The sequence below is a fragment of the Thiorhodovibrio frisius genome, from assembly GCF_033954835.1.
GTDB classification, from domain to species: Bacteria; Pseudomonadota; Gammaproteobacteria; order Chromatiales; family Chromatiaceae; genus Thiorhodovibrio; species Thiorhodovibrio frisius.
Genome location: NZ_CP121471.1, coordinates 4,986,501 through 5,012,620 on the forward strand (window position 1 = coordinate 4,986,501; position 26,120 = coordinate 5,012,620).

General features: G+C 58.9%; 26 protein-coding genes and 1 pseudogene. 22 read left to right on the plus strand and 5 right to left on the minus strand.

Going from position 1 to position 26,120, the window contains the following annotated elements:
- Positions 1-3 precede the first annotated feature (3 nt).
- The 9 genes from flhF (at position 4) to Thiofri_RS22770 (ending at position 8,804) form a co-directional block, all read left to right on the plus strand.
- Positions 4-1,251, plus strand: coding sequence for a flagellar biosynthesis protein FlhF (gene flhF, locus Thiofri_RS22730; protein WP_009148739.1), 1,248 nt, complete (start codon positions 4-6; stop codon positions 1,249-1,251).
- Complete coding sequence (locus Thiofri_RS22735; RefSeq protein ID WP_009148741.1) at positions 1,238-2,062, plus strand: MinD/ParA family protein; 825 nt, start codon at positions 1,238-1,240, stop codon at positions 2,060-2,062. The genes flhF and Thiofri_RS22735 overlap by 14 nt, the downstream gene beginning before the upstream one ends.
- A 173-nt stretch (positions 2,063-2,235) precedes the next feature.
- Positions 2,236-2,988: an RNA polymerase sigma factor FliA gene (locus Thiofri_RS22740; protein WP_009148743.1), complete on the plus strand. Its 753-nt coding sequence runs from the start codon at positions 2,236-2,238 to the stop codon at positions 2,986-2,988.
- 65 nt (positions 2,989-3,053) lie between these two features.
- On the plus strand, positions 3,054-3,440 hold the full coding sequence (gene cheY, locus Thiofri_RS22745) for a chemotaxis response regulator CheY (RefSeq protein WP_040855804.1): 387 nt from the start codon (positions 3,054-3,056) through the stop codon (positions 3,438-3,440).
- Positions 3,441-3,500: 60 nt separating this feature from the next.
- On the plus strand, positions 3,501-4,295 hold the full coding sequence (locus Thiofri_RS22750) for a protein phosphatase CheZ (RefSeq protein WP_009148747.1): 795 nt from the start codon (positions 3,501-3,503) through the stop codon (positions 4,293-4,295).
- A 69-nt stretch (positions 4,296-4,364) separates the two neighbouring features.
- Positions 4,365-6,527 (plus strand): chemotaxis protein CheA, encoded by a 2,163-nt coding sequence (locus Thiofri_RS22755; RefSeq protein ID WP_009148749.1) that lies wholly within the window; start codon positions 4,365-4,367, stop codon positions 6,525-6,527.
- A 3-nt stretch (positions 6,528-6,530) separates the two neighbouring features.
- The gene (locus Thiofri_RS22760) at positions 6,531-7,652 is read left to right on the plus strand and encodes a protein-glutamate methylesterase/protein-glutamine glutaminase (protein ID WP_009148752.1); all 1,122 of its coding nucleotides are present in this window, start codon (positions 6,531-6,533) and stop codon (positions 7,650-7,652) included.
- A gap of 168 nt (positions 7,653-7,820) precedes the next feature.
- Positions 7,821-8,306, plus strand: coding sequence for a chemotaxis protein CheW (locus Thiofri_RS22765; RefSeq protein WP_009148754.1), 486 nt, complete (start codon positions 7,821-7,823; stop codon positions 8,304-8,306).
- Between the two features lie 60 nt (positions 8,307-8,366).
- The gene (locus tag Thiofri_RS22770; RefSeq protein WP_009148756.1) at positions 8,367-8,804 is read left to right on the plus strand and encodes a DUF2802 domain-containing protein; all 438 of its coding nucleotides are present in this window, start codon (positions 8,367-8,369) and stop codon (positions 8,802-8,804) included.
- Here Thiofri_RS22770 and Thiofri_RS22775 read toward each other — a convergent pair.
- The 5 genes from Thiofri_RS22775 to flgA form a co-directional block, all read right to left on the minus strand.
- Complete coding sequence (locus tag Thiofri_RS22775; RefSeq protein WP_009148758.1) at positions 8,792-9,124, minus strand: EscU/YscU/HrcU family type III secretion system export apparatus switch protein; 333 nt, start codon at positions 9,122-9,124, stop codon at positions 8,792-8,794. The two genes, Thiofri_RS22770 and Thiofri_RS22775, sit on opposite strands and share 13 nt — an antisense overlap.
- Positions 9,121-10,374: a flagellar hook-length control protein FliK gene (gene fliK, locus Thiofri_RS22780; protein WP_009148760.1), complete on the minus strand. Its 1,254-nt coding sequence runs from the start codon at positions 10,372-10,374 to the stop codon at positions 9,121-9,123. The genes Thiofri_RS22775 and fliK overlap by 4 nt, the downstream gene beginning before the upstream one ends.
- Positions 10,375-10,488: 114 nt before the next feature.
- Positions 10,489-10,977 carry a flagella synthesis protein FlgN gene (locus tag Thiofri_RS22785; protein WP_009148762.1) on the minus strand — a complete coding sequence of 163 codons (489 nt, stop codon included), beginning with the start codon at positions 10,975-10,977 and terminating at the stop codon, positions 10,489-10,491.
- A gap of 226 nt (positions 10,978-11,203) precedes the next feature.
- A complete protein-coding gene (flgM, locus tag Thiofri_RS22790; protein ID WP_009148767.1) occupies positions 11,204-11,542 on the minus strand; it encodes a flagellar biosynthesis anti-sigma factor FlgM in 339 nt (112 codons plus the stop codon).
- A 180-nt stretch (positions 11,543-11,722) separates the two neighbouring features.
- Positions 11,723-12,502, minus strand: coding sequence for a flagellar basal body P-ring formation chaperone FlgA (gene flgA / locus Thiofri_RS22795; RefSeq protein WP_009148769.1), 780 nt, complete (start codon positions 12,500-12,502; stop codon positions 11,723-11,725).
- A 371-nt stretch (positions 12,503-12,873) separates the two neighbouring features.
- Between flgA and Thiofri_RS22800 the strand changes: the two genes are divergently transcribed.
- The 13 genes and pseudogenes from Thiofri_RS22800 to flgL all read left to right on the plus strand — a co-directional run bounded on the left by Thiofri_RS22800 (position 12,874) and on the right by flgL (position 26,017).
- The gene (locus Thiofri_RS22800) at positions 12,874-13,818 is read left to right on the plus strand and encodes a chemotaxis protein (RefSeq protein WP_009148771.1); all 945 of its coding nucleotides are present in this window, start codon (positions 12,874-12,876) and stop codon (positions 13,816-13,818) included.
- A gap of 45 nt (positions 13,819-13,863) precedes the next feature.
- Entirely contained in the window at positions 13,864-14,676 is an 813-nt protein-coding gene (locus Thiofri_RS22805; protein WP_009148773.1) for a CheR family methyltransferase, read from the plus strand.
- A gap of 124 nt (positions 14,677-14,800) precedes the next feature.
- Positions 14,801-15,214 (plus strand): flagellar basal body rod protein FlgB, encoded by a 414-nt coding sequence (flgB, locus tag Thiofri_RS22810; protein ID WP_009148775.1) that lies wholly within the window; start codon positions 14,801-14,803, stop codon positions 15,212-15,214.
- Positions 15,214-15,636 carry a flagellar basal body rod protein FlgC gene (flgC, locus tag Thiofri_RS22815; RefSeq protein ID WP_009148777.1) on the plus strand — a complete coding sequence of 141 codons (423 nt, stop codon included), beginning with the start codon at positions 15,214-15,216 and terminating at the stop codon, positions 15,634-15,636. The genes flgB and flgC overlap by 1 nt, the downstream gene beginning before the upstream one ends.
- A gap of 12 nt (positions 15,637-15,648) precedes the next feature.
- Positions 15,649-16,320, plus strand: coding sequence for a flagellar hook assembly protein FlgD (locus Thiofri_RS22820; protein ID WP_009148779.1), 672 nt, complete (start codon positions 15,649-15,651; stop codon positions 16,318-16,320).
- A gap of 30 nt (positions 16,321-16,350) precedes the next feature.
- On the plus strand, positions 16,351-17,772 hold the full coding sequence (gene flgE / locus Thiofri_RS22825) for a flagellar hook protein FlgE (RefSeq protein WP_009148781.1): 1,422 nt from the start codon (positions 16,351-16,353) through the stop codon (positions 17,770-17,772).
- Positions 17,773-17,834: 62 nt separating this feature from the next.
- Positions 17,835-18,575 (plus strand): flagellar basal body rod protein FlgF, encoded by a 741-nt coding sequence (locus tag Thiofri_RS22830; protein WP_009148784.1) that lies wholly within the window; start codon positions 17,835-17,837, stop codon positions 18,573-18,575.
- An 86-nt stretch (positions 18,576-18,661) separates the two neighbouring features.
- Positions 18,662-19,453, plus strand: coding sequence for a flagellar basal-body rod protein FlgG (flgG, locus tag Thiofri_RS22835; protein WP_009148786.1), 792 nt, complete (start codon positions 18,662-18,664; stop codon positions 19,451-19,453).
- Positions 19,454-19,600: 147 nt separating this feature from the next.
- A pseudogene (locus Thiofri_RS22840) lies at positions 19,601-20,170 on the plus strand (flagellar basal body L-ring protein FlgH); the annotation flags it as partial.
- 219 nt (positions 20,171-20,389) lie between these two features.
- Positions 20,390-21,487 carry a flagellar basal body P-ring protein FlgI gene (locus Thiofri_RS22845; protein WP_051023916.1) on the plus strand — a complete coding sequence of 366 codons (1,098 nt, stop codon included), beginning with the start codon at positions 20,390-20,392 and terminating at the stop codon, positions 21,485-21,487.
- A gap of 34 nt (positions 21,488-21,521) precedes the next feature.
- Positions 21,522-22,553: a flagellar assembly peptidoglycan hydrolase FlgJ gene (flgJ, locus tag Thiofri_RS22850; RefSeq protein WP_009148792.1), complete on the plus strand. Its 1,032-nt coding sequence runs from the start codon at positions 21,522-21,524 to the stop codon at positions 22,551-22,553.
- 51 nt (positions 22,554-22,604) lie between these two features.
- Positions 22,605-24,749, plus strand: coding sequence for a flagellar hook-associated protein FlgK (gene flgK / locus Thiofri_RS22855; protein WP_009148793.1), 2,145 nt, complete (start codon positions 22,605-22,607; stop codon positions 24,747-24,749).
- A 17-nt stretch (positions 24,750-24,766) separates the two neighbouring features.
- Complete coding sequence (gene flgL, locus Thiofri_RS22860; protein ID WP_009148795.1) at positions 24,767-26,017, plus strand: flagellar hook-associated protein FlgL; 1,251 nt, start codon at positions 24,767-24,769, stop codon at positions 26,015-26,017.
- The last annotated feature ends 103 nt before the right edge of the window (positions 26,018-26,120 follow it).

A 26,120-nucleotide genomic window follows, 5' to 3' on the forward strand; every position in this document is an offset into this window, starting at 1 on the left:
CAAATGAATGTCAGGCGATATCGAGCGAAGGATATGAGCGATGCCATGCGGCAGGTGCGCGAGCAACAGGGGGCGGACGCTGTGATCCTCTCCAGTCGCCGGGTGGAGGGGATGCTCGAGATCGTGGCGGCGCTTGACACTGAGGACGCGCCGAGCGCGCATTCGGCGCCGGCACGCTCTGCCGGGCGCTCAAGCGCAGCCCGGTCCGCAGGCGGACGCGGCCAGGTTTCGGTCGATTCGGACCTTGACGCCATGCGTCGCGAACTCACCGATCTGCGCCATCTGCTGGTCCAGCAAAATGGCGCCAGCGAGAGCGCCCAGTGGGCCGCACGTCATCCGCTGGCAGCTGAGCTAGTGGCGGGTCTGAATGAGTGCGGCTTCAATGAAAAACTCGCGCGCAGCGTTGCTGGCGGCATTCCCGAGGACACCAACATCGAAACCGCCTGGTCGCGGGTACGTGCGCGCCTGTCATCGGCGTTGGTCACCGAGCAACCCGACATCCTCGAGCGCGGCGGCATGCTGGCCCTGGTTGGACCCACAGGCGTTGGCAAAACCACCACCATCAGCCGTCTGGCACTGCGCCAGATTCGCCGCATGGGACGCGACGCCATCAGCCTGGTGACCCTTGATCGCCAGCGCCTGGGCGCCTATAAGCAGCTCCAGGCTTTCGGCCAAATGGCCGGAGTGCCGGTGATGCTGCTAGAAAACGAGCGCGAACTGGCCGATCTGGCAGTGCGCGCCGGCGACGGGCGCCTAGTGCTGGTCGATACCGCCGGGCAGGCCGCGCGCGATGTGGCCGAGCAACGCCTGTTCGCCCAGATTCGCTCCGAAATCGATCTGGAAACCTGGCTGGTCATCGCGGCCACCCATCAGGGGCGGGTGCTGCGCCAGGTCTTGCATGCCTTTCAGGGCAGCGACCCGAGCGCGCTGGTGCTGACCAAGGTCGACGAGGCCGAGCAGCTCGGCGAGACCCTGTCAGTCCTGCTCGAACAGCGCCTGGGACTGGCCTTTTATAGCGACGGTCAGGGGCTGGCCGAGCACTTGCACGCCATCGACACCCTGTACCTGACGCGCCTGGCACTGCGCGAAACACCGCTGACGCGCAGCGCTCCCATCCGTGCACCAGCACAGCAATCGCCGGCCCGCCCGCTGGGCTCGGCCGCCATCGCTGATCGCCTTGGCCCGTTGGATCAGGGTATGATTCTCGAGTCCGTGGTTCCATTCAGGAAGAGCGCTCATGTCGGCCTATGAGTCAGGGCTGAAAATTCTCGCCATCGCCAGCGGCAAAGGTGGCGTTGGCAAAACCAATGTATCGGTCAATCTAGCCGTGTCTCTGGCCCGGCTGGGCCGGCGCGTCATGTTGTTCGATGCCGATCTGGGGCTAGCCAATGCCGATCTGCTGCTTGGCCTGCGCCCCGAGCGCACCCTGCATCATCTGGTCAGTGGCGAGGTCGAGGAGCTGAAAGACGTCCTGATCGAGGGGCCTGAGGGCATTCTGCTGATCCCCTCGGCCTCGGGTATCGCCTCCATGGCTAACCTGACCCCGGCCGAGCATGCCGGACTGATTCGTGCCTTCAGCTCCTATCGCGACCCTCTTGACGTGCTCATCGTCGATACCGCTGCCGGCCTGCAAGAATCCGTCACCAGTTTTTGCAAGGCGGTACAGGAGGTGCTGGTGGTGGTCTGTGACGAGCCGGCATCCATGACCGACGCCTACGCGCTGATGAAGGTGCTGCATCAGGATCACGGCCTGCGCCGCTTCCATCTGGTCTGCAACATGATGGCGAACGCCGATGCCGCGCGCCGCCTGGCGCAAAAACTTTCAGCTGTTCTGACGCAATATTTGCCCGAGGTCGTGGTGGATGTCTCTGCGACCATCCCGCTTGATGAGCATCTGCGCCGCGCGGTACAAAAGCGCGTGCCGGTGGTAAGCCTGTATCCTGGCAGCCCTGCGGCGCGCGCCTTTGGCGAGCTGGCAAGGCGCGTCGACGGATGGAAGACCGCGCGCGGGGTAAGCGGCGGCCTTGGTTTCTTTGTTGAGCGCATGCTTGAACAGGCATAAGTGACTGGCGCGACCATAGCGTGAAACAGCCGATTGATCATTCGGAGTGGGAGGGAGGCATCAGCGTCAGCCTAACTGTTACCCTTGCGCTTGTGACCTTGGTTCCGAGCGACAATAATTGAGGCTGGCGCTCGATCAAGTCGATCACTGGGAGGCGTGACCTTGCATCCGTCATGACTGCGAAGCGACCCCTTCAGGGCTATCAAAGCGATGCGGACGCGCAGTCGCCTGAGCAGCTCATTACCGAACATATTGACCTCGTGCGGCGCATTGCGCACCACCTGATGGCGCGGTTGCCGGCGTCCGTGCAGGTCGACGATCTGATTCAATCAGGTATGATTGGCCTGATTGAAGCGGCGCGTCAGTTTCAGGGTGGGCAGGGAGCCACCTTTGCCACCTACGCCGGTATTCGGATTCGCGGTGCCATGATCGACGAACTGCGCCGCTCGGACTGGGCACCGCGTTCGGTACATCGCAACAGTCGCCGGATTGCCGAGGCCATTCAGACAATCGAGGCGCGCGAGGGGCGCGGCGCGCGCGACCGAGAAATCGCAGCTGAGCTTGATGTCAGTCTCAATGACTTCCATGCCATGCTGCAAGACAACGCCGGCGTGCATTTGCTTGGGCTTGATGAGCTTTTCGGTCAGGATCGCGATCCGGATCGACTACTGCCGGCCGATGGTTCGACCCCGGTCGAGGCACTCGAGCGCGACGACTTTCGCGAGGCGCTGGCTAAGGCTCTGGAAAGTCTGCCAGAAAAGGAACGGCTGGTGCTGGCGCTCTACTACAATGAAGAGCTGAATTTGCGCGAGATAGGCGCCGTGATGGGGATTACCGAGTCCCGCGTGTGCCAGATCCGGAGTCAATCCGTTCACCGGCTGCGGGCGCGTCTGCAGGAGTGGATCGGCTCAGGCACTGAGACCTAAGCTTGCGCACAACGATTTTTTAAGTCGCGGTTCTGATCGCTAACTGGGCTGATAGGGAGCTGAAAGTGGACAAAGGCATGAAAATTCTCATCGTGGATGACTTCTCCACGATGCGGCGTATCATTAAAAATCTTTTGCGCGAGCTGGGATTCAACAACACCATGGAGGCCGACGACGGCAGCACTGCGCTACCCATGTTGAAAAACGGGGATTTCGACTTTCTGGTCACTGACTGGAACATGCCGATCATGCAGGGCATTGAACTCCTCAAGGCGATTCGCGCCGACGAACGGCTCAAAGAATTGCCGGTACTGATGGTGACGGCCGAGGCCAAGCGCGAGCAGATCATGGAGGCGGCCCAGGCTGGCGTAAACGGTTATATCGTCAAGCCCTTCACGGCCGAAACGCTGAAAGAAAAGATCGAAAAAATCTTCGAACGGCTCAAAGGCTGATCGTCGCGCCACGCGGGCGCCTTGGTGTCACTGGTCGTGCCGACGTGAGACAATCAATCTATGTCAACACAACAAGATGCAGAGCAGACGCTACAGCTTGAACTGGCGCGGTTGCTAATCGAACAGCTCGAATCGGGGCAAATCGACGCGGCAGGTCTGACCATTCAGCGCTTGGGCGCGCCCTATGAACGCGAGTTGTTCGAGGAACTCGGGCGTCTGACGCGCGAACTCCATGACACCCTGCGCAGCTTCCGCGACGACTCGCGGCTGCTTGAGCTGACGCGCGCCGATTTTCCGGATGCCAAGGAGCGCCTGAATCACGTCATCACCATGACCGAACAGGCAACGCACCGCACCCTGAATGCCGTCGAAGAAGGCCTGCCCATTGCCGAGGCACTGCACGCGAAATCGGCGCGCTTTGCCGAGAGCTGGGCCAAGTTCCGCGGTCGCGAACTCGACGTGACCCAATTTCGCGAACTCACTTTAGAGCTTGATGAATTCCTGCGCGACGCCACCGATGAAACCAAGCGCATGGGCCATCTGATGTCAGAGATCATGATGGCGCAAGATTTTCAGGATCTGACCGGCCAGATTATCGCCCGTGTCATCCGCCTGGTGCAGGAGGTCGAGGATAGCCTGGTCGGACTGGTGCGACTCTCCGGCGAGCGCCTGGAGCCGGAGAAAATCCAGTCGGCAGACGCTGCCGCAAGTGCCAAGAGTGCCGCAAGCGCCAAAACCGCTGACGACCAGCTAGCGGCGCAAGGGCCTGCCGTGCCCAACACCAAAGATACAGAAGCCGACGTGGTTGCCAGTCAGGACGATGTCGATGCCCTGCTCTCGAGCCTCGGATTCTGAGCCTGCGTTCAGCCGGATGCCGCTTGAAACCGCTAGCCTGCATGAGCTTCACCAGCAAGAGTAATGGTCATGGCCATCGACCCGAATGACGAAATTCTCCAGGATTTTCTTGTCGAAGCCGGCGAGCTGCTTGAGGGTCTCAACGAGCAGTTGATCGACCTAGAGCAGGATCCCGACAACAAGGAGCTGCTCAACGCCGTTTTTCGCAGTTTTCACACCATCAAAGGGGGTGCGGGGTTTCTTAGCCTCGATCCCATGGTGTCGGTCTGCCATCGTGCCGAGGATATTTTTAATCTGCTGCGCAACGGCGAAAAGCGCATTGACGGCTTTTTGATGGACTCCATCCTGCGCGTGCTTGATGTATTGAACGTCATGTTCAACGACATCAAGTCCGGGCAGGACCCCGAGCCGCCGCCTGCGGCCTTGCTCACCGATCTCGACACACTTGCCGTGCCGGGCAATGCCAGCCCGCCCGCAGCCGCGACAGCGCCAACTCCGGAACCGGAAGCAGACCCCGAACCTGCCCCCGAACCCACCCCCGAACCCACTAGGCAAACAGCCACAAAGGCCGAGGCCGCTGGTAACACGGGTGAGGTCACAGACGCGGAGTACGACAACCTGCTGGCCGCCATCAGTGGTGAGCCCGGCAGCGAGGCGACGCCTGAGGCAACCGCACCCGCTGCCGAAACGCCTGCTCCGGTGGCCGCACCCGGCAACAGCGATGAGATTTCGGACGACGAATTCGAGGCACTGCTCGATCAATTACACGGTTCCGGTGGAGCGCCCAAGCCGGTCGAGGCGCCCCCGCCCGCTAAAGAGCCCGAGAAGCCGGCGGAAACGCCATCCGCATCCGCGCCATCCGCATCCGAGCCGGCACCCCCGCCCAAAGCTGAACCAAAGCCAGAGCCTAAACCAGAACCGACGCCAGCGCCCGTCAAGCCAGCCGAGGAGCAAAAGTCTGCCCCGGGCGACAGTGCGGCGGCTGCCAAAGCACCCGCGCGCAACCAAACCAATGCACAGGTAGAAACCTCGGTGCGCGTCGACACCCATCGCCTCGACGAGATCATGAACCTGGTCGGCGAACTGGTGCTGGTGCGCAACCGGCTCAGCATGCTGCGCTCCCAGATGGGCGATGACGAGGTGTCCAAGGCCATAGGTTCCTTGGCGCTGGTCACGGCCGATCTGCAAACTGCGGTAATGAAAACCCGCATGCAGCCAGTCAAGAAAGTCTTCGGCCGCTTCCCGCGTGTGATCCGCGATCTGGCGCGCAACCTGGGTAAGGAAATTGACCTCGAGACCTTCGGCGAGGAGACCGACCTGGACAAAAACCTGGTCGAGGCCCTGGCCGACCCCCTGGTGCATCTGGTGCGCAACGCTGTGGACCACGGCATCGAGTCCCCCGAGGATCGTGTGGCCCATGGCAAACCGCGCAAGGGCAAGGTGGTACTCGGCGCCGCGCAGGAAGGCGACCATATCGCACTCATCATCGAGGATGACGGCCGCGGCATGGACCCGAACGTGCTGCGCGCGAAAGCCGTCTCTAAGGGCCTGCTCGAGCCGATGATGGCCGAACGCCTGTCTGATCGTGATGCCTTCAACCTGATCTTCATGGCCGGTTTCTCCACCAAGGAGGTCATCTCCGATGTCTCCGGTCGCGGCGTCGGCATGGATGTGGTCAAGACCCGCATCGGACAGCTCAACGGCACGGTCGAAATCGACTCCGAACTCGGTCGTGGCACCAGCCTGCAAGTGCGCCTGCCGCTGACGCTGGCGATTCTTCCCGCGCTGATGGTAATTCTCGACCACAGGCGCTTTGCCATTCCGCTGGCCTCAGTGTCCGAGATTCTGGATCTTGATCTGACCAAAAGTCATTTCGTTGATGACCAGGAAACAATCATGGTGCGCAATCACGCACTGCCGCTGGTTTACGTGGGGCGTTGGATTCGCCCGGATGTCCCCATTGATCCCCGCGAAGAGGCGCATGTGGTGGTGGTCCATTTTGGCCAGCGCAAGGTCGGGCTGGTGGTGGACGGGCTCGTCGGCCAAGAGGAAGTCGTCATCAAGCCGCTGGGGCTTGGTTTAACCAATGTACCCGGTCTGGCTGGTGCCACCATCACTGGAGATGGTGGCATTGCCTTGATACTGGATGTTCCCGAACTCATGCGCACCATGGGCAAGGGTGGATTGATCAGCCGCGGCGCGCACAGCCGGGCAGTAGCTGCGGGGGTTTAAATAATGGCGTGTCGTGTGGTTGTAGTTGACGATTCCGGCTTTTTTCGCCGACGTATTGCCGAGATCCTCAATGCCGATGTCGGCATTGAGGTGGTAGGGACGGCGGCGAACGGGCAGGAGGCGATCAAGCTCGCCAAGGAACTCAAGCCGGATGTCATCACCATGGATATCGAGATGCCAGTCATGGACGGCATCACCGCAGTACGGCACATTATGGCGGACACTCCCTGCCCGATCCTGATGTTCTCCACCCTGACCACCGATGGTGCTCAGGCCACGCTCGATGCGCTCGATGCCGGTGCGATGGATTTTCTGCCTAAGCGCTTCAACGAGATGGCCGGCGACGAGGAGAGCGCCAAAGCAATGCTGCGCCGGCGCGTGCGCACCCTGGCGCGAAGCCGCGTGCGTGCATCCACCCCAGGCACCACAGCCAGACCCGCACCGGGGGGAACGCCCGCGCGCCCATCAGGCCCGTCCGCCACGCCTCCGCCCGCCAGCGGGGCACGTCCGGCAGAGCAAGTATCCAAAGCTTCGGACATCAATCCAGGCAAGCTGAAATCCGCGCGCGCTGTACTGATTGGAACCTCCACCGGCGGCCCGGTGGCGCTCCAGGAAGTGCTCAAGCATCTGCCCAAAACTTTTCCGCTGCCCATCGTGCTGATTCAACACATGCCGGCCAGCTTCACGCCCGCTTTCGCCGAGCGGTTGAACAAACTCTGCCAGATCGAAGTGCGCGAGGCCGCCAATGGCGACATGCTCAAACCCGGCTTGGCGCTGCTGGCCCCGGGCGGCATGCAGATGCTGCTTGAGGGCGGTTCAGCCACCCGAATCAAGATCACCGACAGCGAGCCCGGCACCATCTACAAACCCAGTGTCGATATCAGCTTTCAGTCGGCGGTAGCGGCGCTGCGCGGCCAGGTGCTGGCGGTGGTGCTGACCGGCATGGGCGCGGACGGTCGCGAGGGCGCCCGCGCGCTGAAAGGGCTGGGCGCGAAAATCTGGGCGCAGGATGCGGCCTCCTGTGTGGTTTATGGGATGCCGGCAGCAGTTGCCGAAGCCGGTCTGGCGGATGATATTCTGACACTCACAGAGGTCGGGCCAGCACTGGTCAAGGGCTTCTGCTGATTTGGCCACTTGGCGTAACGACCTAAGGTCCATAGCCCCGGCTAAACTGGAGAATGAATCTGCTGTGCCACGGTAAGCTTCATAGCCCCGGCTACCCCGGAGAATGAATCTGCCGTTTCACAGTAACAATCCGCATAATGCCGCAGCCTTAAACAAGAGTAACAAGACATGACCGCACCACAACAAGGGCCGGATGGCGCGTCCAACAATTCCTCGTCCTTCGTCACCTTCAGCCTGGCTGAAGAGACCTACGCCATTGATGTGCTTCAGGTCCAAGAGGTGCTGAAGGTGACCGAAATCGCCCCGGTGCCCGGGGTGCCGAATTACATCCTTGGCATCATCAACCTGCGCGGCGATGTGGTAACCGTCATCGACGGGCGTCGCCGTATGGGCCTGCCGGATCATGCCGCGACTGAGCAGTCACGCATTGTCATCATCGACGTCGACAAGCAGAATGTCGGCATCCTGGTCGACTCGGTCGCCGAGGTCGTCCAGATCGCGGCGAAAGACATTGATCCGGCGCCAGCCGTTGGCAATGATCAAAGCAGCCGATTTATCCTTGGCGTGTATAGCAGTCCAGATGGACTCACCATTCTGATCAGCCTGGAAAAACTGCTTTCCGACGAGGAATGGGAGTTGGTGCGCAGCATCTAGCGCCAATGCGCCCAAGTCTATTCTCAATCAGCTTCTGTTAAACCGAACCGACGCGAACGGGTGTTCATCACCACCGCCGATATCCTGTCCCTGCTAGCCGCCGGGATTGCCTTGCTGGCGCTGCTGGCGCTAATGCAGTTGCGCCGGCGCCTGGCGCAGATGCAGCTGGTCATGGAGCAGCAGACACAGACATTGCTGGCCATTCAGGGCGGGGTCAAGGTGCTCTCGGGTGAGGCTGTGACCCATCGCGAGGATCTTGCCGGTGTGCGCCGGGCGGTTGAGCGGCTCGGCGAACTCAATCAGCAAACGCGCATGGAAATGCGTCTGCGCGACGCCGACGGCAGTCCCTACACCCAGGCCATCCAGTTGATTCGCCACGGCCAGCCACGCGCCGAGGTGCGTAAGCTTTGCTCGCTAACCGAGTCCGAAGTCGATCTGCTGTTTAATCTACACGGACAAGGCATCGCCCTGGGCCAGAACAACGGTCAAGATGACTGACTCTTGACGCTCTCGGTAACAACCGAGCTATCTTCAGATTGATCCCGACGCGGATCGATACCGGCCAGCATGAAAACAAAGGCCAGCACTTCGGCGACGGCGACATAGAGCGCGGGCGGAATTTCCTCGCCTAGGGGAATTTGCGCCAGCGCCTCAGTCAGCGCCGGATCCTGCTGTAAAGGAATGTCATGCTCGTCGGCAATGCGCAGGATTTCCTCGGCGGTCATGCCGGTGCCGGTGGCAGCGATGCGCGGCGCATGCGCGCGATCCCAGCGCAAGGCGACGGCCTTGCGGTGCTCGCGCCCGCGCTTTTCGCTCATGCCTGCTCTCGCAGCAGGGGCGCACGCGCCGGCGGCTTGCGTTCAGTGCGGCCTTCGCGAGCATGCAGGCTAGCGATCTCAATATCGCGACCTTCTAGCTGCGCCCGAAGCTCTGGCAGGCGCTCACGCAGCAGCGCGGCGCTGGCACCCTGCTCGGCCACCAGGCTCGCGTGCAGACGGTTGTCTCTGAGGCCAAGGCGAATCAGCAAGGGGCCAAGCACTGGCAGATCGAGGCGAATCTGCATGCTCCAGTGCTCGCCTTGGTCGGCCTCCTGTTCGGCTTCGCGCTGAATGTCGGCATCGAGTGTCAACAATCCGGCACTGGTCTGAAAAGGCAACTCCACCGTCCAGCGCTGCTGATCGGGGCCGTTCTCTGCGTTTTGCAGTTGCAGTGTGACCAGTTGCTTGAGCATGCCATCAACCTCGCGCGAAAGGCTTGCGGAGAGATGCGCAAGACGATCCGCCCCTGCCGCAGGAAGGTCGGGGCCTTGCTGCAACCGCACCTTGCCGGCCAGACGCAGGAGTTGCGCTTTCAGGTCCGCGTCCAACGATAGGCCTTGCTGAGAGCCGGCTCGGGCCAGCAGGGCCTCTAGCCAGATGCCGGAATTGCGCAGGCTCTCGGCCAGGCGGGCAGGATCGGTCAGCTCACGCGGGCTGGCGAGGCGCTCAAGCACTTGCTTAACCAACTGGGTCAGTTCCCGCTGGTGCGCGAGTGGCGACGGTGCGCCGCGATCAACCCCGGCCTCGCGCAACCCGCGAGTCCAGTCAGCAAAGGTAGTGCTGAGTTGCCGCGCACCAGGCAGGTGGTTGCGCAACTGCGCGTTAAACCAAGCTTTGGTTCCAGGCGCGCCTTCGCCATCGGAATGCATCAGGCGCAGCATGACCCGTGGCGTTAAAGAGACCACCTCGGCGCTCAACATACCTCCCCGTCCTTGGCCTGCAGCGAGTGTGCGCAGCGCATCAAGCAGCGCCGGGCGCAGGCTGTCGGTCACCCCTACTCGCATGGTCTGGGACCATTGGCCGCGCTGGGTGCCCTCGCCCTGAGTCCGCAGGCGGACCTCAAGATCGCCGGATTGTTGCACCGCTTTCACCTGCACATCGACCCGCGAGCCGGTCGTCAGGCGAGTGGTGGTCTCGCGCGCCTGCTCCGATGCCGCGCGCGCGGTCTGCGCGGCGCCCGAAGTATCGGGAACCCGCGCCGGCAGAGAACCGGTGTTAACGCGGGCGTTGACCTGGCTTGGATCCGTCATCGCGCGGCCTGGGTGTGACCGGAGCAGACTCCGGTGGGGTTTGGTTTGGCGCCAGCATCCGAGACTTTGGCAAACTGACCGACAGGCAAAGCGCCGGCGGGCCAGAGAGCCAAATCAGGCCTGGGTCAGGGTGCGCCCCAGCACGGTGCTGGACTGGGAATACCCCTGCGCCGAGTAGGTGTTGCCGTTGTCATCTTCGCCACGGATAATTTTCAGCGCGGTCGTGACGCGCAGGCGGCTGCGTTCGACCGCCTCGGCATTGGCGCGGTTCATGATTTCGCAACTGGCGGCCAGCTCGCGCAGGCGCTTCCAGCGCGCGCTGGCGTGATCCCGTTCCTCGGTGGTCCCGTCACTGGCGCGCAAAAAGACTTCCAGCCCGTCCGGGGTGAAAGCCTGGCCAGCCTCTTCAACGCTGCGCTGCAAGGTCGCGGTGGCTTGTTCGATCTGCTCAAGAACTTGCTGCTTGTTTTCCACCAAGGCATTCAGATGCTCGGGGTCGCGGCCGTCGACGGCGGCGGTTTCCTCAAGCAGCAAGGTTTCCAGCTGGCTGGTGAGATCAATCGCCTGCTCCAGAGCCAACGCAAAGGCTTGATGCTGTGACATCTTGACACTCCTGTCAGGTCCACCCCGGCAGGTGGAAGCCTTGTTTGATGGTAAGGCTAACGCTCATGGTCCCGGCCACCCCAGAGAATGAGGCGGTAATTTCTAGGCTAATGGCCACATCCCCCGGACGACAAGGCTGCTGTTTCATGCCTCAAACCTCCAGTGACGCTGGACAACTCCGGTTCCAGTTACAGTTCCGGCTTAGGCTTTCGTCCACACCAGTGCTTTAGTCTAACAGCCCCTCAAGTTCGATCAGCTTGTCCGCGAGGCGGCGATTATCGATGGGATAGCGGCCCTCGGAGATGGCGTCGCGAATCTCCTGCACCCGTTCGGCATCGAAAGGCGGATTGGCAGCATCAGCCTGAGCCGCGCTCAGCGCACGCGCAATGGCTGTCAGCTCAATGGACTCACCCTGGCCTGCGCCAGCAGACTGAGCCGCTGCCTTGCCCGCAGCGCCGCTCTTGCCAGCGGAACTGGTGCCAGCGGAACTGGAGGATCGCGAAGCCGAACTTGACCCCGTGCGCTCCGCGCGTCCTTTGTTAACTCCCAGGTTTTTGATGTCCATCGGTCATCATGCGATCAAAACGCTAGAACCTTCTACCGAATCTTAGCCTAACGGCGAAGGCAAGGGTAACTGAAAAGCCCCTCGGGGCAGAGCATCGGCATCCTGGCCCCGGCGGCGCAAACCTGAGAGGCTTGGTTCTGACCACCTCGGAGGATGACATCCTGGTTTCAGGCTGCCCCCTCAGTTGGGAACCCGCACCACCCCGGGGGATTCGATGATTCCTTCCAGCACCCGCTGGCTCGAGCGGTTGCGCACGCGGATGCGATCACCTGCGCCGCCATCCTCGAGCGCTTCGCCGCTCATGCTAACGCGAATGCTGGGATTTTCGGACAAGATCCGTACCAACTGACCGCGCTCAACCCACAACGGCGTTTTTAGGTGCGAGTCGGTCACTACATCACCGGGGCGCAGCGAACGGCGCACCTGCATGCCAACAGCATCGCTCAGGTCGTCAAAATAGCTGCTCAGCAATCCGCCGGTCTCACGTCGTTCAAGTTTGACATCCGCCGGCGTCACCATACTGCCCCGGCTCATGGGGCTCGCGGCCACAACAACCTCGCCAAAGCGCTCGACTCGGGCGGAAACAAACAACGACCAGCGCACCGGCCCCTGGCACTGAATTTTGACGCTGGTGTTACCCGTTTTGTTCGCGCCCGGGGCAAAGCTCGCTTGAAGATCATGATCGCAAAGCTTGAGGCGCAGGCGCGGGTCAACCGGATCAACACTAATCTTGACTGTTGCGCCGTTCTCGCCGCCAGCCTCGCGATGCAGAAAAGTCTTGGCCGCGCGCTGAATGTTAGTCACGGGCTCAATCTCCTCGGTGGCGGCGACATTGGCCGCTTCAGCCTCGGCGAATAGTCCCTGATTGAGGACTGCCGGGCTCACGCACAGGCACAGCAGGCCGGCAAGACGTCGCCAGTAGGGCGCCGGGCGTGAGATTTCTTGATGACTTGTCAGCATGCTTGCCTCCTGGGGACTGCGTGGCTCCGGCCGTTCAAGATGTTCAGGTTCCCAAGCACTCCAAAGTCATGAATCTTCGTGATTCAAGGCTAAGGAGCATCTCGGACATCATCGGCGCTAGCGATCAGCCCGCGCGCCCGAGCCGGATCTTCATCTGCTGCATGGGGAAGCAATACCTAGACCAGCTTTCTCACACCGCTTATCGCGCTCACTGACCAGATGCCCCGACGCTTGGGGGCGAAAGGAGCGCCGGCTATCCTGTAGGGCAATCTTCTAGAAAACCCATCAATGGCTTCAGCCTTTTCGTCGCTTTTAGGCTATGATCCTAAAAATGACAGTGAGGTGCTGAAGGCTGCCCGTCTGGAGGGTAAATGAGTCAATTTATTGACGATATCGATCAACGCACGCAGATGGTCGGGCAGAACCGGATGGAACTGCTGCTGTTCCATCTCGGCAGCAAGCAGACTTTCGGCATTAATGTATTCAAGGTGCGCGAGGTCATCGCGCGGCCGGAGTTGCGCCAGCTTCCGGGATCAGCGGCCATCGTCTGCGGTGTCGCCCACATTCGCGGCAAGACAGTGTCCATCATTGATCTTGCCCTAGCCATTGGTTTTGGCGCCCAGAAGATTGAACCGGATGCGAATGCCAAAGTCATTGTGACCGAGTTCAATCGTTCGGTGCAGGGCTTCTGGGTCTCGGATGTGGATCGCATCGTGAATGTCAGCTGGGAGAAAGTAAAACCCCCGCCACGCGGAACCGAACGCGAGAGCTTTCTGGTGGCGGTCACTGAAATCGACAACCGCTGGGTTGAGATCATTGATGTCGAGCGGGTGTTCGTGCAGATTAATCCGCTGACACCCGAGGTATCACCAGAGCTCAAACACCAAGCGGAAGATACCCAGGGCGAGGGCGCATCACGCGTGCTGGTAGTCGATGACTCCATGGTCGCCCGCCGACAGATTGAGCGCAGTGTCGCCGATCTCGGCTTCGCCGTCGAGGCGCGTTCGGACGGACTCGAAGCACTGAATTATCTTGAAAGCCTGGACCCTGCGCTGCCCGCAAAAGAGCAGATCGCGCTGGTGATTTCCGATATCGAGATGCCCCGCATGGATGGCTACACACTCACGCGAAAAATTCGCGAAAACAAGCATCTGCAATCTCTCAATGTGATTCTGCATTCCTCGCTCAGCGGTCAGTTCAACGCCGATCTGGTCAAGCGCGCCGGCGCCGATCATTTTCTGCCAAAATTCGACCCCAACGAGCTTGCCGCCGCCATCTTGCACTATACTCGCGACCAGGCTTCGCATCAGGCCTGACGCGCCAGACTCTAAAGTACCCAGACTCCAACGTGCCAGAACAAAGTGATCGACCCCCAGGACTATACTGAATTTTCCCGCTTCCTGAGCGAATGCTGCGGCCTGGTGCTGGGATCGAACCGCCAGTATCTGGTCTCGAGCCGCCTGTCACGTCTGCTTGAGGAATTCGGCTTTGCCAGCGTCGAGGAGCTACTGCGCGCCCTGCGCAGCTCGGCGCAGCCCAAGCTCAAGTCGCGCGTCATCGATGCGATGACCACCAATGAAACCTCCTGGTTTCGCGACGCCTATCCCTTCGAAATGCTCCAGCACATCATCCTGCCGGATCTGGCGGCCAGCAAACGCTCCATCCGCATCTGGTCAGCCGCCGCCTCCACCGGACAGGAGGCGTACAGCATCGCCATGGTGCTGAGCGAATACGCCAGCGCCAATCCGCTCAAGGCACCCAGTGCCAATATCATCGGCACCGACCTGTCAGAGTCCGCCCTGGCCGAGGCCCGCACCGGCATCTACGACGGCCTGAGCATTGTGCGCGGCCTAAGCCAGCAAAGGCGCGACCGCTTTTTCGAGACAGTCGAGAACGGGCACAAAATCAAGCCCGAAATCCAGCGTCAGGTACGCTTCCAGAAACTCAATCTGCTCGACTCCTACGCCACGCTGGGCAAGTTCGACATTGTCTTCTGCCGCAATGTGCTGATCTACTTCTCCGCCGAAACCAAGAGTCGGGTTTTTGACGGTATCGCCCGGCAGATGGACCCGGGCGGCTATCTCTTTATCGGCGCCTCCGAGTCGGTCTCCCCCTACACCAAAGCCTTCGAGGTTCAGCGCACGCCGCGCGGCTCGGTCCTGCGCCGGGTCTGACCTGCTCTGATCGCGCCCACGCGCGATTTCCCATCGACCTCCCCGGGTTCTCCGCCCTGCCTAGCCTGGCACGGGCATTGCTTGTTCACGGCCAAGACATTGGATCAGCCATGCAGGACAAGCCATGAGCCTCTCACTCGACAAAGCATTAGGCATCTCGCCGCAAGCCCTTCTGGTCAGAGCGGATCGCACCGAACTCTTAGCGTCCAATCTCGCCAACGCGGAAACCCCCAATTACAAGGCGCGCGACATCGACTTTCGCGACGCGCTCTCACAGGCGGCTGGACGCGGCAATAATTTGCCGCTCAAACGCACCAACGACCAGCACTTGCCACCCCGCAATGCCGGCGCGATCGACATGCCGCCAGAACGCCTTTATCGCGTGCCCGCTCAGCCGGCACTGGACGGCAATACCGTCGATCCGCAGCTTGAGCACGCCGCCTTTGCCGAGAATGCCATGCAGTTTCAAAGCAGCGTCGAATTCCTCAACCGCAAGGTATCTGGTCTGAAAGCCGCCTTGCAATCCGGAGGCAGCTAATGAGCAACTTTTTCAGCATCTTTAATACCTCGGGCTCAGCGCTGACCGCACAGTCGGTACGGCTCAACACCGTGGCGTCTAACCTGGCCAATTCTAGTGTCGGCGCCCCGACCCCCGAGGAAACCTATCAACCCAAGGAAGTGGTCTTCCAGACGGTACTTGATCGTAACAACCCGGAGCGAGCAGATACGCCGGTGCGAGTCGCCGGTATCGTCGACAGACCAGACGAGCCCATCATTACCTATGAGCCACACCACCCACAGGCAAACGCGGAGGGCTATGTGTTTCGGCCCGCAGTCAATGTGGTCCAGGAAATGGCCAACATGATGTCGGCCTCGCGCAGTTTTGAGGCCAATGTCGAAGTCATGAACACCACGCGCCAGTTGCTGCAGCGCACGCTGCAGATTGGCGGGCAGCAATAAGGAATCCGAACCATGTCAGATTTTTCTACAGAGAGCTTGCAGTCACTTGGCCTCGCACCGACTCCCCAGGTCAATACTGAACAGCGCGGTGAATTAGGCCAGGAGGATTTCCTGAAACTCCTGAGCGTCCAGCTTTCGACTCAGGACCCGATGAAGCCCGTCGAGAACACCGACTTTATCGGTCAAATGGCACAGTTTTCGACCTTAACCGGCATTGAAAGCTTAACCCAGTCTTTCGAAACCCTGTCGCAGTCCCTGAGTCAGGGTCAGGCACTCCAGGCGGCGACTCTCGTAGGCCATGACGTTTTGATCCCGGCAGAGTTTAGTCAACTCGCCGAGGGAGGAACAATTTCCGGCGCCATTGACCTTCAAACCTCTGCCACATCCGCCTCGATAGAAGTTTTGGATGCGAGCGGAGCGACTGTAAGCACCTTAGCACTTGAAAATACCGGTGCGGGTTTGCAGCAGTTCGAATGGGATGGCCTTCTCAGCAATGGAGTTCCCGCGCCTCCGGGTGTCTATCAATTCCGCGCAACTGTGGTTGGAAATGAGGGCACCGAGGCTGCGGAAACCTTTCTGAACAAGCGCGTTGAGACCGTCGCTATAAGCGAGGACGGAACCCTAGAGCTTAGTGTTCCAGGTATGGAATCAATCGGGTTTTCAGACGTGCGACGGATTAGCTAACCTCGATATTTAAAGAAAACGGAGTAAAAAATGAGCGCTTTTAATATAGGTCTCAGCGGACTGAACGCTGCATCCAAAGATCTTGATGTAACGGGAAACAATATAGCCAACGTGAACACCACGGGATTTAAACAGTCTCGTGCGGAATTTGGTGATCTCTTTGCGCGCAGCGCTGCTTCGTGCGGTAACTGCTCGGGCATGGGGGTGGGTGTCCTTGATGTCGCTCAGCAGCATACGCAGGGGACTATCGAGTTTACGGATAATCCAATGGACCTAGCTGTCAGTGGCGAAGGTTTTTTTGTCATGAGGGATTCGGGAAGTGAGGGGCTCGAATACACCAGAAACGGGGAGTTTAAGGTAAACCGTGAAGGCTATGTAGTAAACTCAAATGGTCAGTTTCTGCAGGGTTTTTTGCCAGATGAACCCGGCAATATTGATACGGGTTTCAGAACTGGCGAGTTATCGGACTTGCAGTTAGAAACCGGCAACGCTGTCCCGAAGGCGACTGAAGAAATCGACGTTGTGGTGAACTTACCGTCTGATGCAGAACTACCCACAACTCCATGGGCATGGCCAGATCCCACTGTTGCCGGAGGTGATACGAGGCCAGATCCGGATTCATATAACTACTCCACTGCGGTTACAGTCTACGACTCACTTGGCACTCCGCGCACGCTGACGATGTATTTTGTCAAACCTGATGATGGAGCTGGTGCGCCATCACCTTTGCAATGGGATGTTTATATGGGGATGGAAGTACCAGGTGACGATGGACGAATGTATATGCGAAACGCGTACGGTGGAGACCCGACTGCTCGTCCGCCAGTGCCAGCCTGGGCCGATGCAGCTGCCAGGCTACAATTTACGCCTGAGGGTTACCTGGCTATGCCCAACCCGGAGCCCATTCCTCTAGATAACAACGCTTTCGTTTGGACTGTAACCAATCCGGATGGAACTCCCTTTCCTAATGGGGCGAATGATTTGGCGGCAGTTATTAATTTTGGAGCGACCAATCCGCAAAATGCGGGCGAGGGGACAACACAGTATGGAACTCAGTTCGATATTAACGATCTCACACAGGATGGCTACACAACAGGTCGGATTTCCACAATCGATGTTGACGCGGAAGGCCGTGTGTTTGCCCGTTATACGAATGGCACGTCTTCGGTATTGGGGCAGGTCGCTCTGACCAGCTTCACCAACAAGCAGGGCTTGCAGCCGTTGGGGGACAATAATTGGGCTGCGACCTTCGCGGCAGGTGATCCAGTATACTCCGCTGCCGGGACGGGGAACCTTGGGCTTATCGAATCGAGCGCGTTAGAGACATCGAATGTTGATCTTGCTGCTGAGTTGGTCAACCTGATAGTAGCCCAGCGAAATTTTGAGGCTAATTCCAAGACAATCTCTACATCGGATCAGATGACTCAAACGTTAATTCAGATCATCAGGTAAAGCTTAATGTTGAAGAAATGTGGAGTTAAGCTTAAAAAAGACTTTCCGGCTCGAGGTGCTAAATGGACCGCATGCTTTATGTGGCAATGACCGGTGCCAAGCAGACAATGTATGCGCAGGCGGTCAATAACAACAATCTGGCCAATGCGAATACCCATGGCTTTCGCCAATCCTTGGCTTATGCTTACACGGAACCATTGCGCGGACCGGTCTACGACTCGCGTGACTATGTTCAAGTAGCGGATGAAGTCATCGATTTTTGCAAGGGCGCCATGCAGGCGACCGGACGGGATCTGGACATTGCAATTCAAGGTGACGGACTTCTGGCGGTGCAAGCCGAGGACGGCACCGAAGGCTATACCCGCGCTGGAGATCTGCACATCGACGCCCAGGGCATCATGCGACTGGGCAATGGCTTGACAGTACTCGGAGATGGTGGACCGATTTCGATACCGCCTGCCGAAAGCATCCTGATCGGAGCCGACGGCACCGTCACCATCCGCCCGTTGGGGGGCGCCCCGCAAGGTCTCGCCGCCATCGAGCGACTGCGCCTGGTGAATCCGCCAACCCAGGACCTGATTCGCAGCGAGGATGGACTGTTCCGCAGGCGCGATGGCGATCCGGCTCCGGCGGACGCGAATGTTCGCGTAGCATCGGGCATGCTCGAAACCAGTAACGTCAACACAGTCGGCGCGCTCACGCGGATGATGGAGCTGACCCGACATTACGAGACCCAGGTCAAGATGATGAGCACCGCAGACAATCTGGGCAAAACCAACAATCGTTTGCTTGGAATCAGCTAGGCGCGAGTCGTGTCGTGCATGCTTCCAGGCCAGAACCATAGAGCGAATTCTCGCGGCACGCATTGCCCGCAGGGAGGGAATAGATCATGAATCAAGCACTCTGGGTCGCGAAAACCGGCCTCGATGCGCAGCAGACACGGATGAGTGTGGTTTCCAATAACCTCGCCAACGTCAATACCACCGGGTTTAAAAAAGGGCGCGCGGTTTTCGAGGATCTGATCTACCAGACCTGCCGCCAGCCTGGGGCGCAATCCACGCAGGACACCCAATTGCCGTCCGGTTTGATGATCGGTACTGGTGTGCGCACTGTGGCGACCGAGAAACTCTTCCAGCAGGGCAACCTCGTTCAAACCCATAACTCCATGGATATGGCCATCGAAGGGCGCGGATTCTTTCAGATTCTGATGCCCAATGGCGACATGGGTTACACCCGTGACGGTAGCTTTCAGATCAATTCCGAGGGTGAAGTAGTAATGTCAAATGGGTATCCACTGCAGCCAGGAGTGGTCATTCCAGAAGAAGCCCAGACAATTGGCATCAGTCAAGATGGCATTATCACAGTGCAACTGCCAGGCCAGGTGGACCCGCAGGAGCTTGGGCAAATACAAACTGCCGATTTTATTAACCCGGCTGGTTTGCAGCCAATTGGAGAGAACCTGTTTCTAGAAACGGCAGCATCCGGAGCTGCGCAGGAATCAACACCAGGGGCGAATGGCTTGGGGCAGATTGTCCACTGCGCGCTTGAAACCAGCAACGTCAATATCGCTGAGGAATTAGTCAATATGATCGAGACCCAGCGCTCTTATGAGGCCAACTCCAAGGCGCTGTCAACGGCCGATTCGATGATTCAGTTCGCGAACAACAACCTTGCCCGCTAAGACGAAGACTGAGCAAAAGAGTAATGCACCATGATGCTTAACAGGATACTGACAATGACTCTGTCTGCAGCGATTCTCGCTGGTTGCGATTCCATGCCGGTTAATCGCGGGGATGATCCAGACTTTCTGGCCGCCTCCGCACCGGCTCCACTGCCGCAACAATATAATAACGGCGCCATTTTTCAGGCAGCGCAAAGCCGGGGGCTGTTCGAGGACTATAAAGCCCGGCAGGTTGGCGATCTGCTCAATGTGATTCTGATCGAAAAGACCGACGCCAGCAAGACGGCCAAGACATCAGCAACCAAGGATTCCAACGTCGATATCGATGTCGCGCGCCTGGATTTTAATGGCACTCCTGTCTCTCCTTTGGGCAGCCTCGTTGGTATCAATTCCGACGCGAAGCGCAGCTTTGATGGCCAGGGCGATTCCGAGCAAAGCAACAGTCTGGAGGGCAATATCTCGGTCACGGTCGCTGAAGTACTGCCCAACGGCAATCTGGTCATTCAGGGCGAGAAATGGCTTGGCTTAAATCAGGGTAAAGAATATGTCCGCCTGCGTGGCATCGTGCGGCCGGTAGATATCACAGCCGAGAACACCGTGCTTTCGACTCAGGTCGGGGATGTCCAGATTTACTACGGTGGCACCGGTGCGGTGGCCGACAGCAATGCCATGGGCTGGATCATGCGCTTCTTCATCAGCGCGATCATGCCCTTCTAGGTGGGCTTGCCCCGAAACAGGAGCGTTCTTGTCCGGGGTGGCCGAAGCTATGAGAGCTAGTCAGGCGCAGCAGTTTTTGTTGGTCCAAGGATTGCTTATATCGATAGAGAACCCGGCTAGCGTCTGGCAAACCGCCAAGAAGTCGCCAAAAAATTGACGAGGTCACCCATGAAACGCCGTTCCACCTTCACCACCCTCTGGCTTTCGGCCCTGATCGGCATGCTGGTCAGCCTGCCCGTACTTTCGGGTAATTCCATCCCGACAGCCGCGCCAGGGCAAGAGCGTATCAAGGACATCGCTAACTTCGCTGGAGTGCGCGACAACCAGTTGGTCGGCTATGGGCTCGTTGTGGGACTTGATGGCTCCGGCGACGGTGGTCGTACATCATACACGAGCCAGAGCATGAACAATATGCTGATCCAGCTCGGTGTCACTTTGCCGGCCGGCGAGAGTCCGCAGTCCAAGAATGTTGCGGCAGTCATGATCACGGCCGATCTGATGCCTTTTGCCAAAGCAGGCCAGCGCTTTGACGTGACTGTCTCCTCACTCGGCAACGCGTCCAGCCTGCGCGGCGGCACCTTGCTGATGTCACCGCTAAAGGGCGCGGATGGTCAGGTCTATGCTGTTGCGCAGGGTAATTTGGTTGTTGGCGGTTTAAGCGCTGATGGCGCTGATGGCAGCAGCATCACTATCAATATTCCGAGTGTTGGGCGCATCCCACGAGGCGCCACGGTCGAGCGCGAAGTGCCGAGTTCATTCTCACAGGGTGGCTCGCTAGTGCTGAACCTTAATCGGCCCGATTTTTCCACCGCCAATCGCATGATGAATGTCATTAACGATGCCTTTGGTGGACGAGTCGCGCAAGCGCTGGACGGAGCGTCGGTCAAGGTGCGTGCGCCAACCAGCCCAAGCGACAGAGTTGCCTTTGTCGCGGCGCTCGAAAACTTGCCGGTCGAGCCAGGTACGCCGCCAGCCAGGGTCGTCATCAACGCACGCACCGGGACCATCGTGATGGGCGCCAACGTGCGGGTGATGCCAGCAGCGGTTTCTCACGGCAACCTGACGGTCACTATTAGCGAGGATCCAACTGTCACTCAGCCCGAGGCATTCGCTGGTGGGCGGACCGTGGTGACACCCCAGACCGCTATCGACGTGACTCAGGGTGACAGCCGTATGTTCCTGTTCGATCCTGGCACCTCGCTCGATGAGATCGTGCGTGCTGTGAACAACGTTGGCGCCGCACCCGGTGATCTGGTCGCCATTCTCCAGGCCCTGCGCGAGGCTGGCGCCTTGCGTGCAGAGCTGGTGGTGATCTGAGCGCCCCTCGTCACGGTAATACGGATCTACTGTCATGCGCGAGCTCGACACTGGCATTACGGCACTGGCCGCCCATCAGGCCAGTAAAGCATTGGCAACCGACCCCGCCGGCCTGCATGACCTGCGCCGACAGGCCACCTCTGGCGACGGTGAAGGGCTGGAAGCGACTGCCCGCGCCTTCGAGGCGATGCTCGTCGGGCAGATGCTCAAGCAGATGCGTGCGACCTCGTTGGGTGATGGCCTGTTCGACTCCGCCCAGAGCGATATGTATCGCGACATGCTCGATCAGGAGATGGCACAATCTGTCAGCGAGGGTCCCGGGCTTGGCTTTCGGGATCTGCTAATGCGACAACTTGGCGGCAACAAGGCGATCAACGCGGATGCGGTTGATCCCGCTGATTTGCCCGTTCCAGAACGCAACCCTTACCTGCGTCCGATGCGCCGCATTTCTTCTGCTGCAGGGGCTGGCGACAGTGCAGAAAGCGCACAATCGTGGCAAAAAACCACCGCCTCAGTCGAGGCGCCACCACTCGACCCCAGCGACTGGCCGCCATCCTCGCCCGAGGAATTTCTGCGCGTGCTGCGCCCCCAGGCCGAGGCAGCCGCAGCCAAACTGGGCTTCGATCCGAACGTGCTGTTGGCACAAAGCGCGCTCGAGACCGGCTGGGGGCGCCGTGTCCCGCGTCATGCCGACGGGAGCAGCAGTTACAACCTGTTTGGCATCAAGGCACATGGCGGCTGGACTGGCGACAGGGTCTCGGTCGGCACGCTCGAGTACCGCAACGGCGTGGCCCAGCGCGAGCGCTGGGCTTTTCGGGCCTACCCAAGCCCCGCAGAATCCTTTCAGGATTATGTCGAGTTTCTCCACCGCAACCCGCGCTACCGCGATGCGCTGGCCAGCCCCGACAGCCGCGAGTTCGTCCGCGGCCTGCAACGCGCCGGCTATGCCACGGACCCGAACTACGCCAACAAAATCCTGTCCATCCATAACCGGCTAAACACCATGATGGCCAAGGATTCCACTCAAGAAATCGCTTCCGCAGCCGTTCCTCTTGAACAGGGCTAGAATTAAGCGGCAAGCCATAGTCGAGCAAATCGCGCATCACAGGCAACAAGCATGGGCATTATGAGCACAGGTACATCCGGGCTGCTGGCATTTCAGCGTGCGCTCGCGACTACCTCCCATAACATTTCCAACTCCACCAAGGACGGCTACAGCCGTCAGCGCGTATCCCTTGAGGCGCGCAATCCGCAGATGCTCGGTGGAAATTTCTACGGCCAGGGAGTGCAAATTTCCTCTGTTCGACGCATGCAGGACGAGTTCGTCGATGTGCAGTTGCGCAACAGTATTTCCGACGCCGCCAACGGCGAGGTTCGCGCAGAGTATGCCGAGCGGATTGACCGCCTGCTAGGTGACGCCTCAACAGGTCTGGCGCCGGCGATGCGCACCTTTTTCAATGCGGCTAATGACGTCTCGAGTGATCCAACTTCCACGACGGCTAGGACGGTCTTTCTCGGTGAAGCCGAGTCCATGGTCCAGCGATTCGGCGAGCTGAATTCGCGAATCGAAGAACAGCGAACCATGATCAATAAGGATATCAAGCTCAATGTCGATGAAATCAACGCCCTCGCCGAATCGCTGAAAGACTTGAACAGCCGAATCGTAGAGGGTTATGGCGCGGCTGCAAGCCAGGGAGGGGCACCGAACGATTTATTAGATGAACGCGGTCGCGTTCTGGGCGAGTTAGCCAAACGAATCGATATCAAGACACTGGAGCAGGAAGACCGATCCGTTAATGTATTTATTGGCAATGGCCAGCCACTAGTCATCGGCGGAGTCAACAACTCCCTGACAGTGGGAAGCATGTTAGGCGATATTCGCAACTATGGCATCGGCTTCAAGACCGCCGGGGGTCAATCCGACGACATTACCAAGTTCATGACCGGCGGGGAACTCGGCGGACTGTTAGAGATTCGCGAACAAGTGCTGGACTCCGCGCAAAATGGCATCGGGCAAATAGCCGTAGTCCTGAGTACCACAATGAACCAGCAAAACAACCTGGGACTCGACCTGAATGGCGAGACGGGCGAGGATATTTTCTCAAGCCCGGACCTTTATGTTGGTGCCGTACCTGGAAACGGGGTTGCGGGCCATCCCACTGTAACCTTTAACGAGGGAGCAATTACTGACCTCACAGCGAGCGACTACATACTTAAAAGAAATGCCGGCAACTTTGAACTGTTACGTTTGAGTGATAATGAAATCGTTAAGACCGGGGCGCTCGGATCGGAAATACAGGCTGATGGCTTAATCATAGATACGACCGCAATTGCCGGAGCGGCCGACAAGGACGAATGGATCATCCAGCCAACCCGTTTCGCGGCTGAAAGAATTGGCATGGAAATGGTTAACCCGGAAAAAGTCGCTGCGGCGGCAGGGGCGACTGTTGGACCTGACAATACTGGCAGTGCGCGGATGATGGATCTTCGACGTGACAACCCAGCGCCCGCAAACCCTGAAAACGTCGGAGTGCCAGCGGCTGTGCTGTACACCGGCGGGAATTTCGATGTATACAGTCCAGAATATGGAGCACCAAACAACGGGAGCTCAACTGTAGAAGGCTTCAAGATTACCGATGCCGCCAGTTTTGTTAGCGGAGCAGTCACTTATGACGGTACAAACAAGGTGTTTAATGTCGGCGCAACTGCGATACCGCTCGACCCAAGCGGCACCACAACGATCAACGCTGATGGCTGGGAAATGAAAATACGCGGAGTACCTGTCGACACCGCATCTTTCAATATTACCCAACAGTCCACAACAGCTCCAGCGGCTAACCAGCCGCCGCCGACAATTGTGACTGGTTACGGTTGGGAACTGGATGTTTTTGGAACCCCGGCCGAGGGCGATACCTTTGGGGTAGAACTCAAGCGGGGCCGAGAAGGCGACAATAGGAATATGCTTTCGTTGGCTGGCCTGGCTGAGCAACCAATGATCGAAGATTCTGAATCTTTTGCCGATAGCTACAATAGCACCTTGGGGCTAGTCGGCACTCGCACGCGCCAAGCTCAGGTTTTTCGTGATTCAAGCATTGCGCTGCGTGATCAAGCCCAGGTGCAGCGCGACCAAATCTCCGGTGTTAATCTCGATGAAGAAGCCGCAAATCTTCTCAAATATCAACAGGCCTATCAGGCCGCCGCCCAGGCCATTTCGGTCGGCAACCGAATCTTCGATAGTCTGTTCGCCGCGATAGGCCGTTAACAACCGGGAGACGAGTGATGCGTATCTCCACCGAACAGATATTCCGCTCCGGCACTGAGTCGATGCAGCGCGCTCAGTCAGAATTGAATCAAACGGGCATGCAGCTCTCGACCGGCAAGCGCATTCTGACCGCCTCCGATGACCCCGCTGGTGCTACTCAAAGCGCTCAGTTCCGTGAAATCATTCAATCCATTGAACAATTTCAACGCAACACTGATCTTGCTCAGCCTCGCTTGCAGCAGGAGGAATGGGCGATTGCCGGTGTTTCTGATCAACTCCAGCGAGTGCGAGAGCTGATGATCCAGGGCGCCAATGACAGCCAGACCAATGAAACGCGCGGCTTCATGGCGCGGGAAATCCGCGAGATTCGCGACTCCATTTTCGATGTCTCCAACACCAAGGACCCGAATGGCGAATATCTGTTTGCCGGGACCGAATCCCTTGCCACACCATTCGAGATTGACGGCAATAACGTGATTTCTTACGTCGGCGCCGACGGCGAAGGTTCGGTGCGCGAGGTTGCCATCACGCCGATCAGAAAGGTTGCCATCGGGGACAATGGCGCCGATGTCTTCATGAATATCACGGAGAATGACGGACGGGTATCGGCGGATGTGAATCGGGCAGCCGCGACACCGCGCGGCTCGTTGGTCATCGAAAAAACTGAGGTCAGTAATCTAGATGATTTTTTAACTGGTACCAATGCCACAGATGAATTCGAGATCAGCTTCCAGACGGACCCGGTAACTGGGAACCTGCAATATCAGGTCGAAAATAAAACAGCCGGTGGCTTTCCCATCGCCTGGACGGATTACTCTTCCGGCAGCCCGGTCGAATTTGCCGGGCGCACCTTGGTGTTGAGCGGCGACCCCAACGTTAGTGACACCGTCACCTCCCGCCCCGCTAATAACGTTTCTCTATTTCAAACCCTCGACGCCATCGCCACTGCGTTCGAAACCCCGGTCGGTGGTTCGAGCAGCCGGGCGGATCTGACCAACGCAGTCAATCGCGGCATTGCCGATATAGACGCGAGCTTCAATCATCTGAGCGAAGTCCGCGCGACTGTGGGTACCCGCTTACAGGTGATCGATGATCAGACGGAACTGAACGAAGGCCGTAAGCTTGATCTGCGCTCCACGCTCTCGGAACTTGAAGACCTCGACTATGCCGAGGCCATTAGCCGCTTTAAATTTCAGCAGGTAGCACTTGAGGCTGCACAACAGTCCTATGTTCAGGTGAACCGCCTGTCATTGTTTAATTTCATCTAATTCAACTCGGCTTTCCGCCGGTTTTTTCTCGGCGAGCAGTCGGCTGACACCAGCGCTCGGATAATCGCCGTCCCGGGGCCGCATCTTTTGGTATCCAGGTGCA

Coding starts and splice junctions, on each gene's coding strand:
- Thiofri_RS22755 (WP_009148749.1), top strand. CDS start 4,365: ATGGCCATCGACCCGAATGACGAAATTCTCCAGGATTTTCTTGTCGAA.
- Thiofri_RS22775 (WP_009148758.1), bottom strand. CDS start 9,124: ATGAGCGAAAAGCGCGGGCGCGAGCACCGCAAGGCCGTCGCCTTGCGC.
- Thiofri_RS22830 (WP_009148784.1), top strand. CDS start 17,835: ATGGACCGCATGCTTTATGTGGCAATGACCGGTGCCAAGCAGACAATG.
- flgA (WP_009148769.1), bottom strand. CDS start 12,502: ATGCTGACAAGTCATCAAGAAATCTCACGCCCGGCGCCCTACTGGCGA.
- Thiofri_RS22785 (WP_009148762.1), bottom strand. CDS start 10,977: ATGTCACAGCATCAAGCCTTTGCGTTGGCTCTGGAGCAGGCGATTGAT.
- flgK (WP_009148793.1), top strand. CDS start 22,605: ATGGGCATTATGAGCACAGGTACATCCGGGCTGCTGGCATTTCAGCGT.
- flgG (WP_009148786.1), top strand. CDS start 18,662: ATGAATCAAGCACTCTGGGTCGCGAAAACCGGCCTCGATGCGCAGCAG.
- flgB (WP_009148775.1), top strand. CDS start 14,801: ATGAGCCTCTCACTCGACAAAGCATTAGGCATCTCGCCGCAAGCCCTT.
- Thiofri_RS22760 (WP_009148752.1), top strand. CDS start 6,531: ATGGCGTGTCGTGTGGTTGTAGTTGACGATTCCGGCTTTTTTCGCCGA.
- flgJ (WP_009148792.1), top strand. CDS start 21,522: ATGCGCGAGCTCGACACTGGCATTACGGCACTGGCCGCCCATCAGGCC.
- flhF (WP_009148739.1), top strand. CDS start 4: ATGAATGTCAGGCGATATCGAGCGAAGGATATGAGCGATGCCATGCGG.
- Thiofri_RS22820 (WP_009148779.1), top strand. CDS start 15,649: ATGTCAGATTTTTCTACAGAGAGCTTGCAGTCACTTGGCCTCGCACCG.
- Thiofri_RS22740 (WP_009148743.1), top strand. CDS start 2,236: ATGACTGCGAAGCGACCCCTTCAGGGCTATCAAAGCGATGCGGACGCG.
- Thiofri_RS22765 (WP_009148754.1), top strand. CDS start 7,821: ATGACCGCACCACAACAAGGGCCGGATGGCGCGTCCAACAATTCCTCG.
- flgE (WP_009148781.1), top strand. CDS start 16,351: ATGAGCGCTTTTAATATAGGTCTCAGCGGACTGAACGCTGCATCCAAA.
- Thiofri_RS22800 (WP_009148771.1), top strand. CDS start 12,874: ATGAGTCAATTTATTGACGATATCGATCAACGCACGCAGATGGTCGGG.
- flgC (WP_009148777.1), top strand. CDS start 15,214: ATGAGCAACTTTTTCAGCATCTTTAATACCTCGGGCTCAGCGCTGACC.
- Thiofri_RS22845 (WP_051023916.1), top strand. CDS start 20,390: ATGCTGGTCAGCCTGCCCGTACTTTCGGGTAATTCCATCCCGACAGCC.
- flgL (WP_009148795.1), top strand. CDS start 24,767: ATGCGTATCTCCACCGAACAGATATTCCGCTCCGGCACTGAGTCGATG.
- Thiofri_RS22750 (WP_009148747.1), top strand. CDS start 3,501: ATGTCAACACAACAAGATGCAGAGCAGACGCTACAGCTTGAACTGGCG.
- flgM (WP_009148767.1), bottom strand. CDS start 11,542: ATGGACATCAAAAACCTGGGAGTTAACAAAGGACGCGCGGAGCGCACG.
- Thiofri_RS22735 (WP_009148741.1), top strand. CDS start 1,238: ATGTCGGCCTATGAGTCAGGGCTGAAAATTCTCGCCATCGCCAGCGGC.
- fliK (WP_009148760.1), bottom strand. CDS start 10,374: ATGACGGATCCAAGCCAGGTCAACGCCCGCGTTAACACCGGTTCTCTG.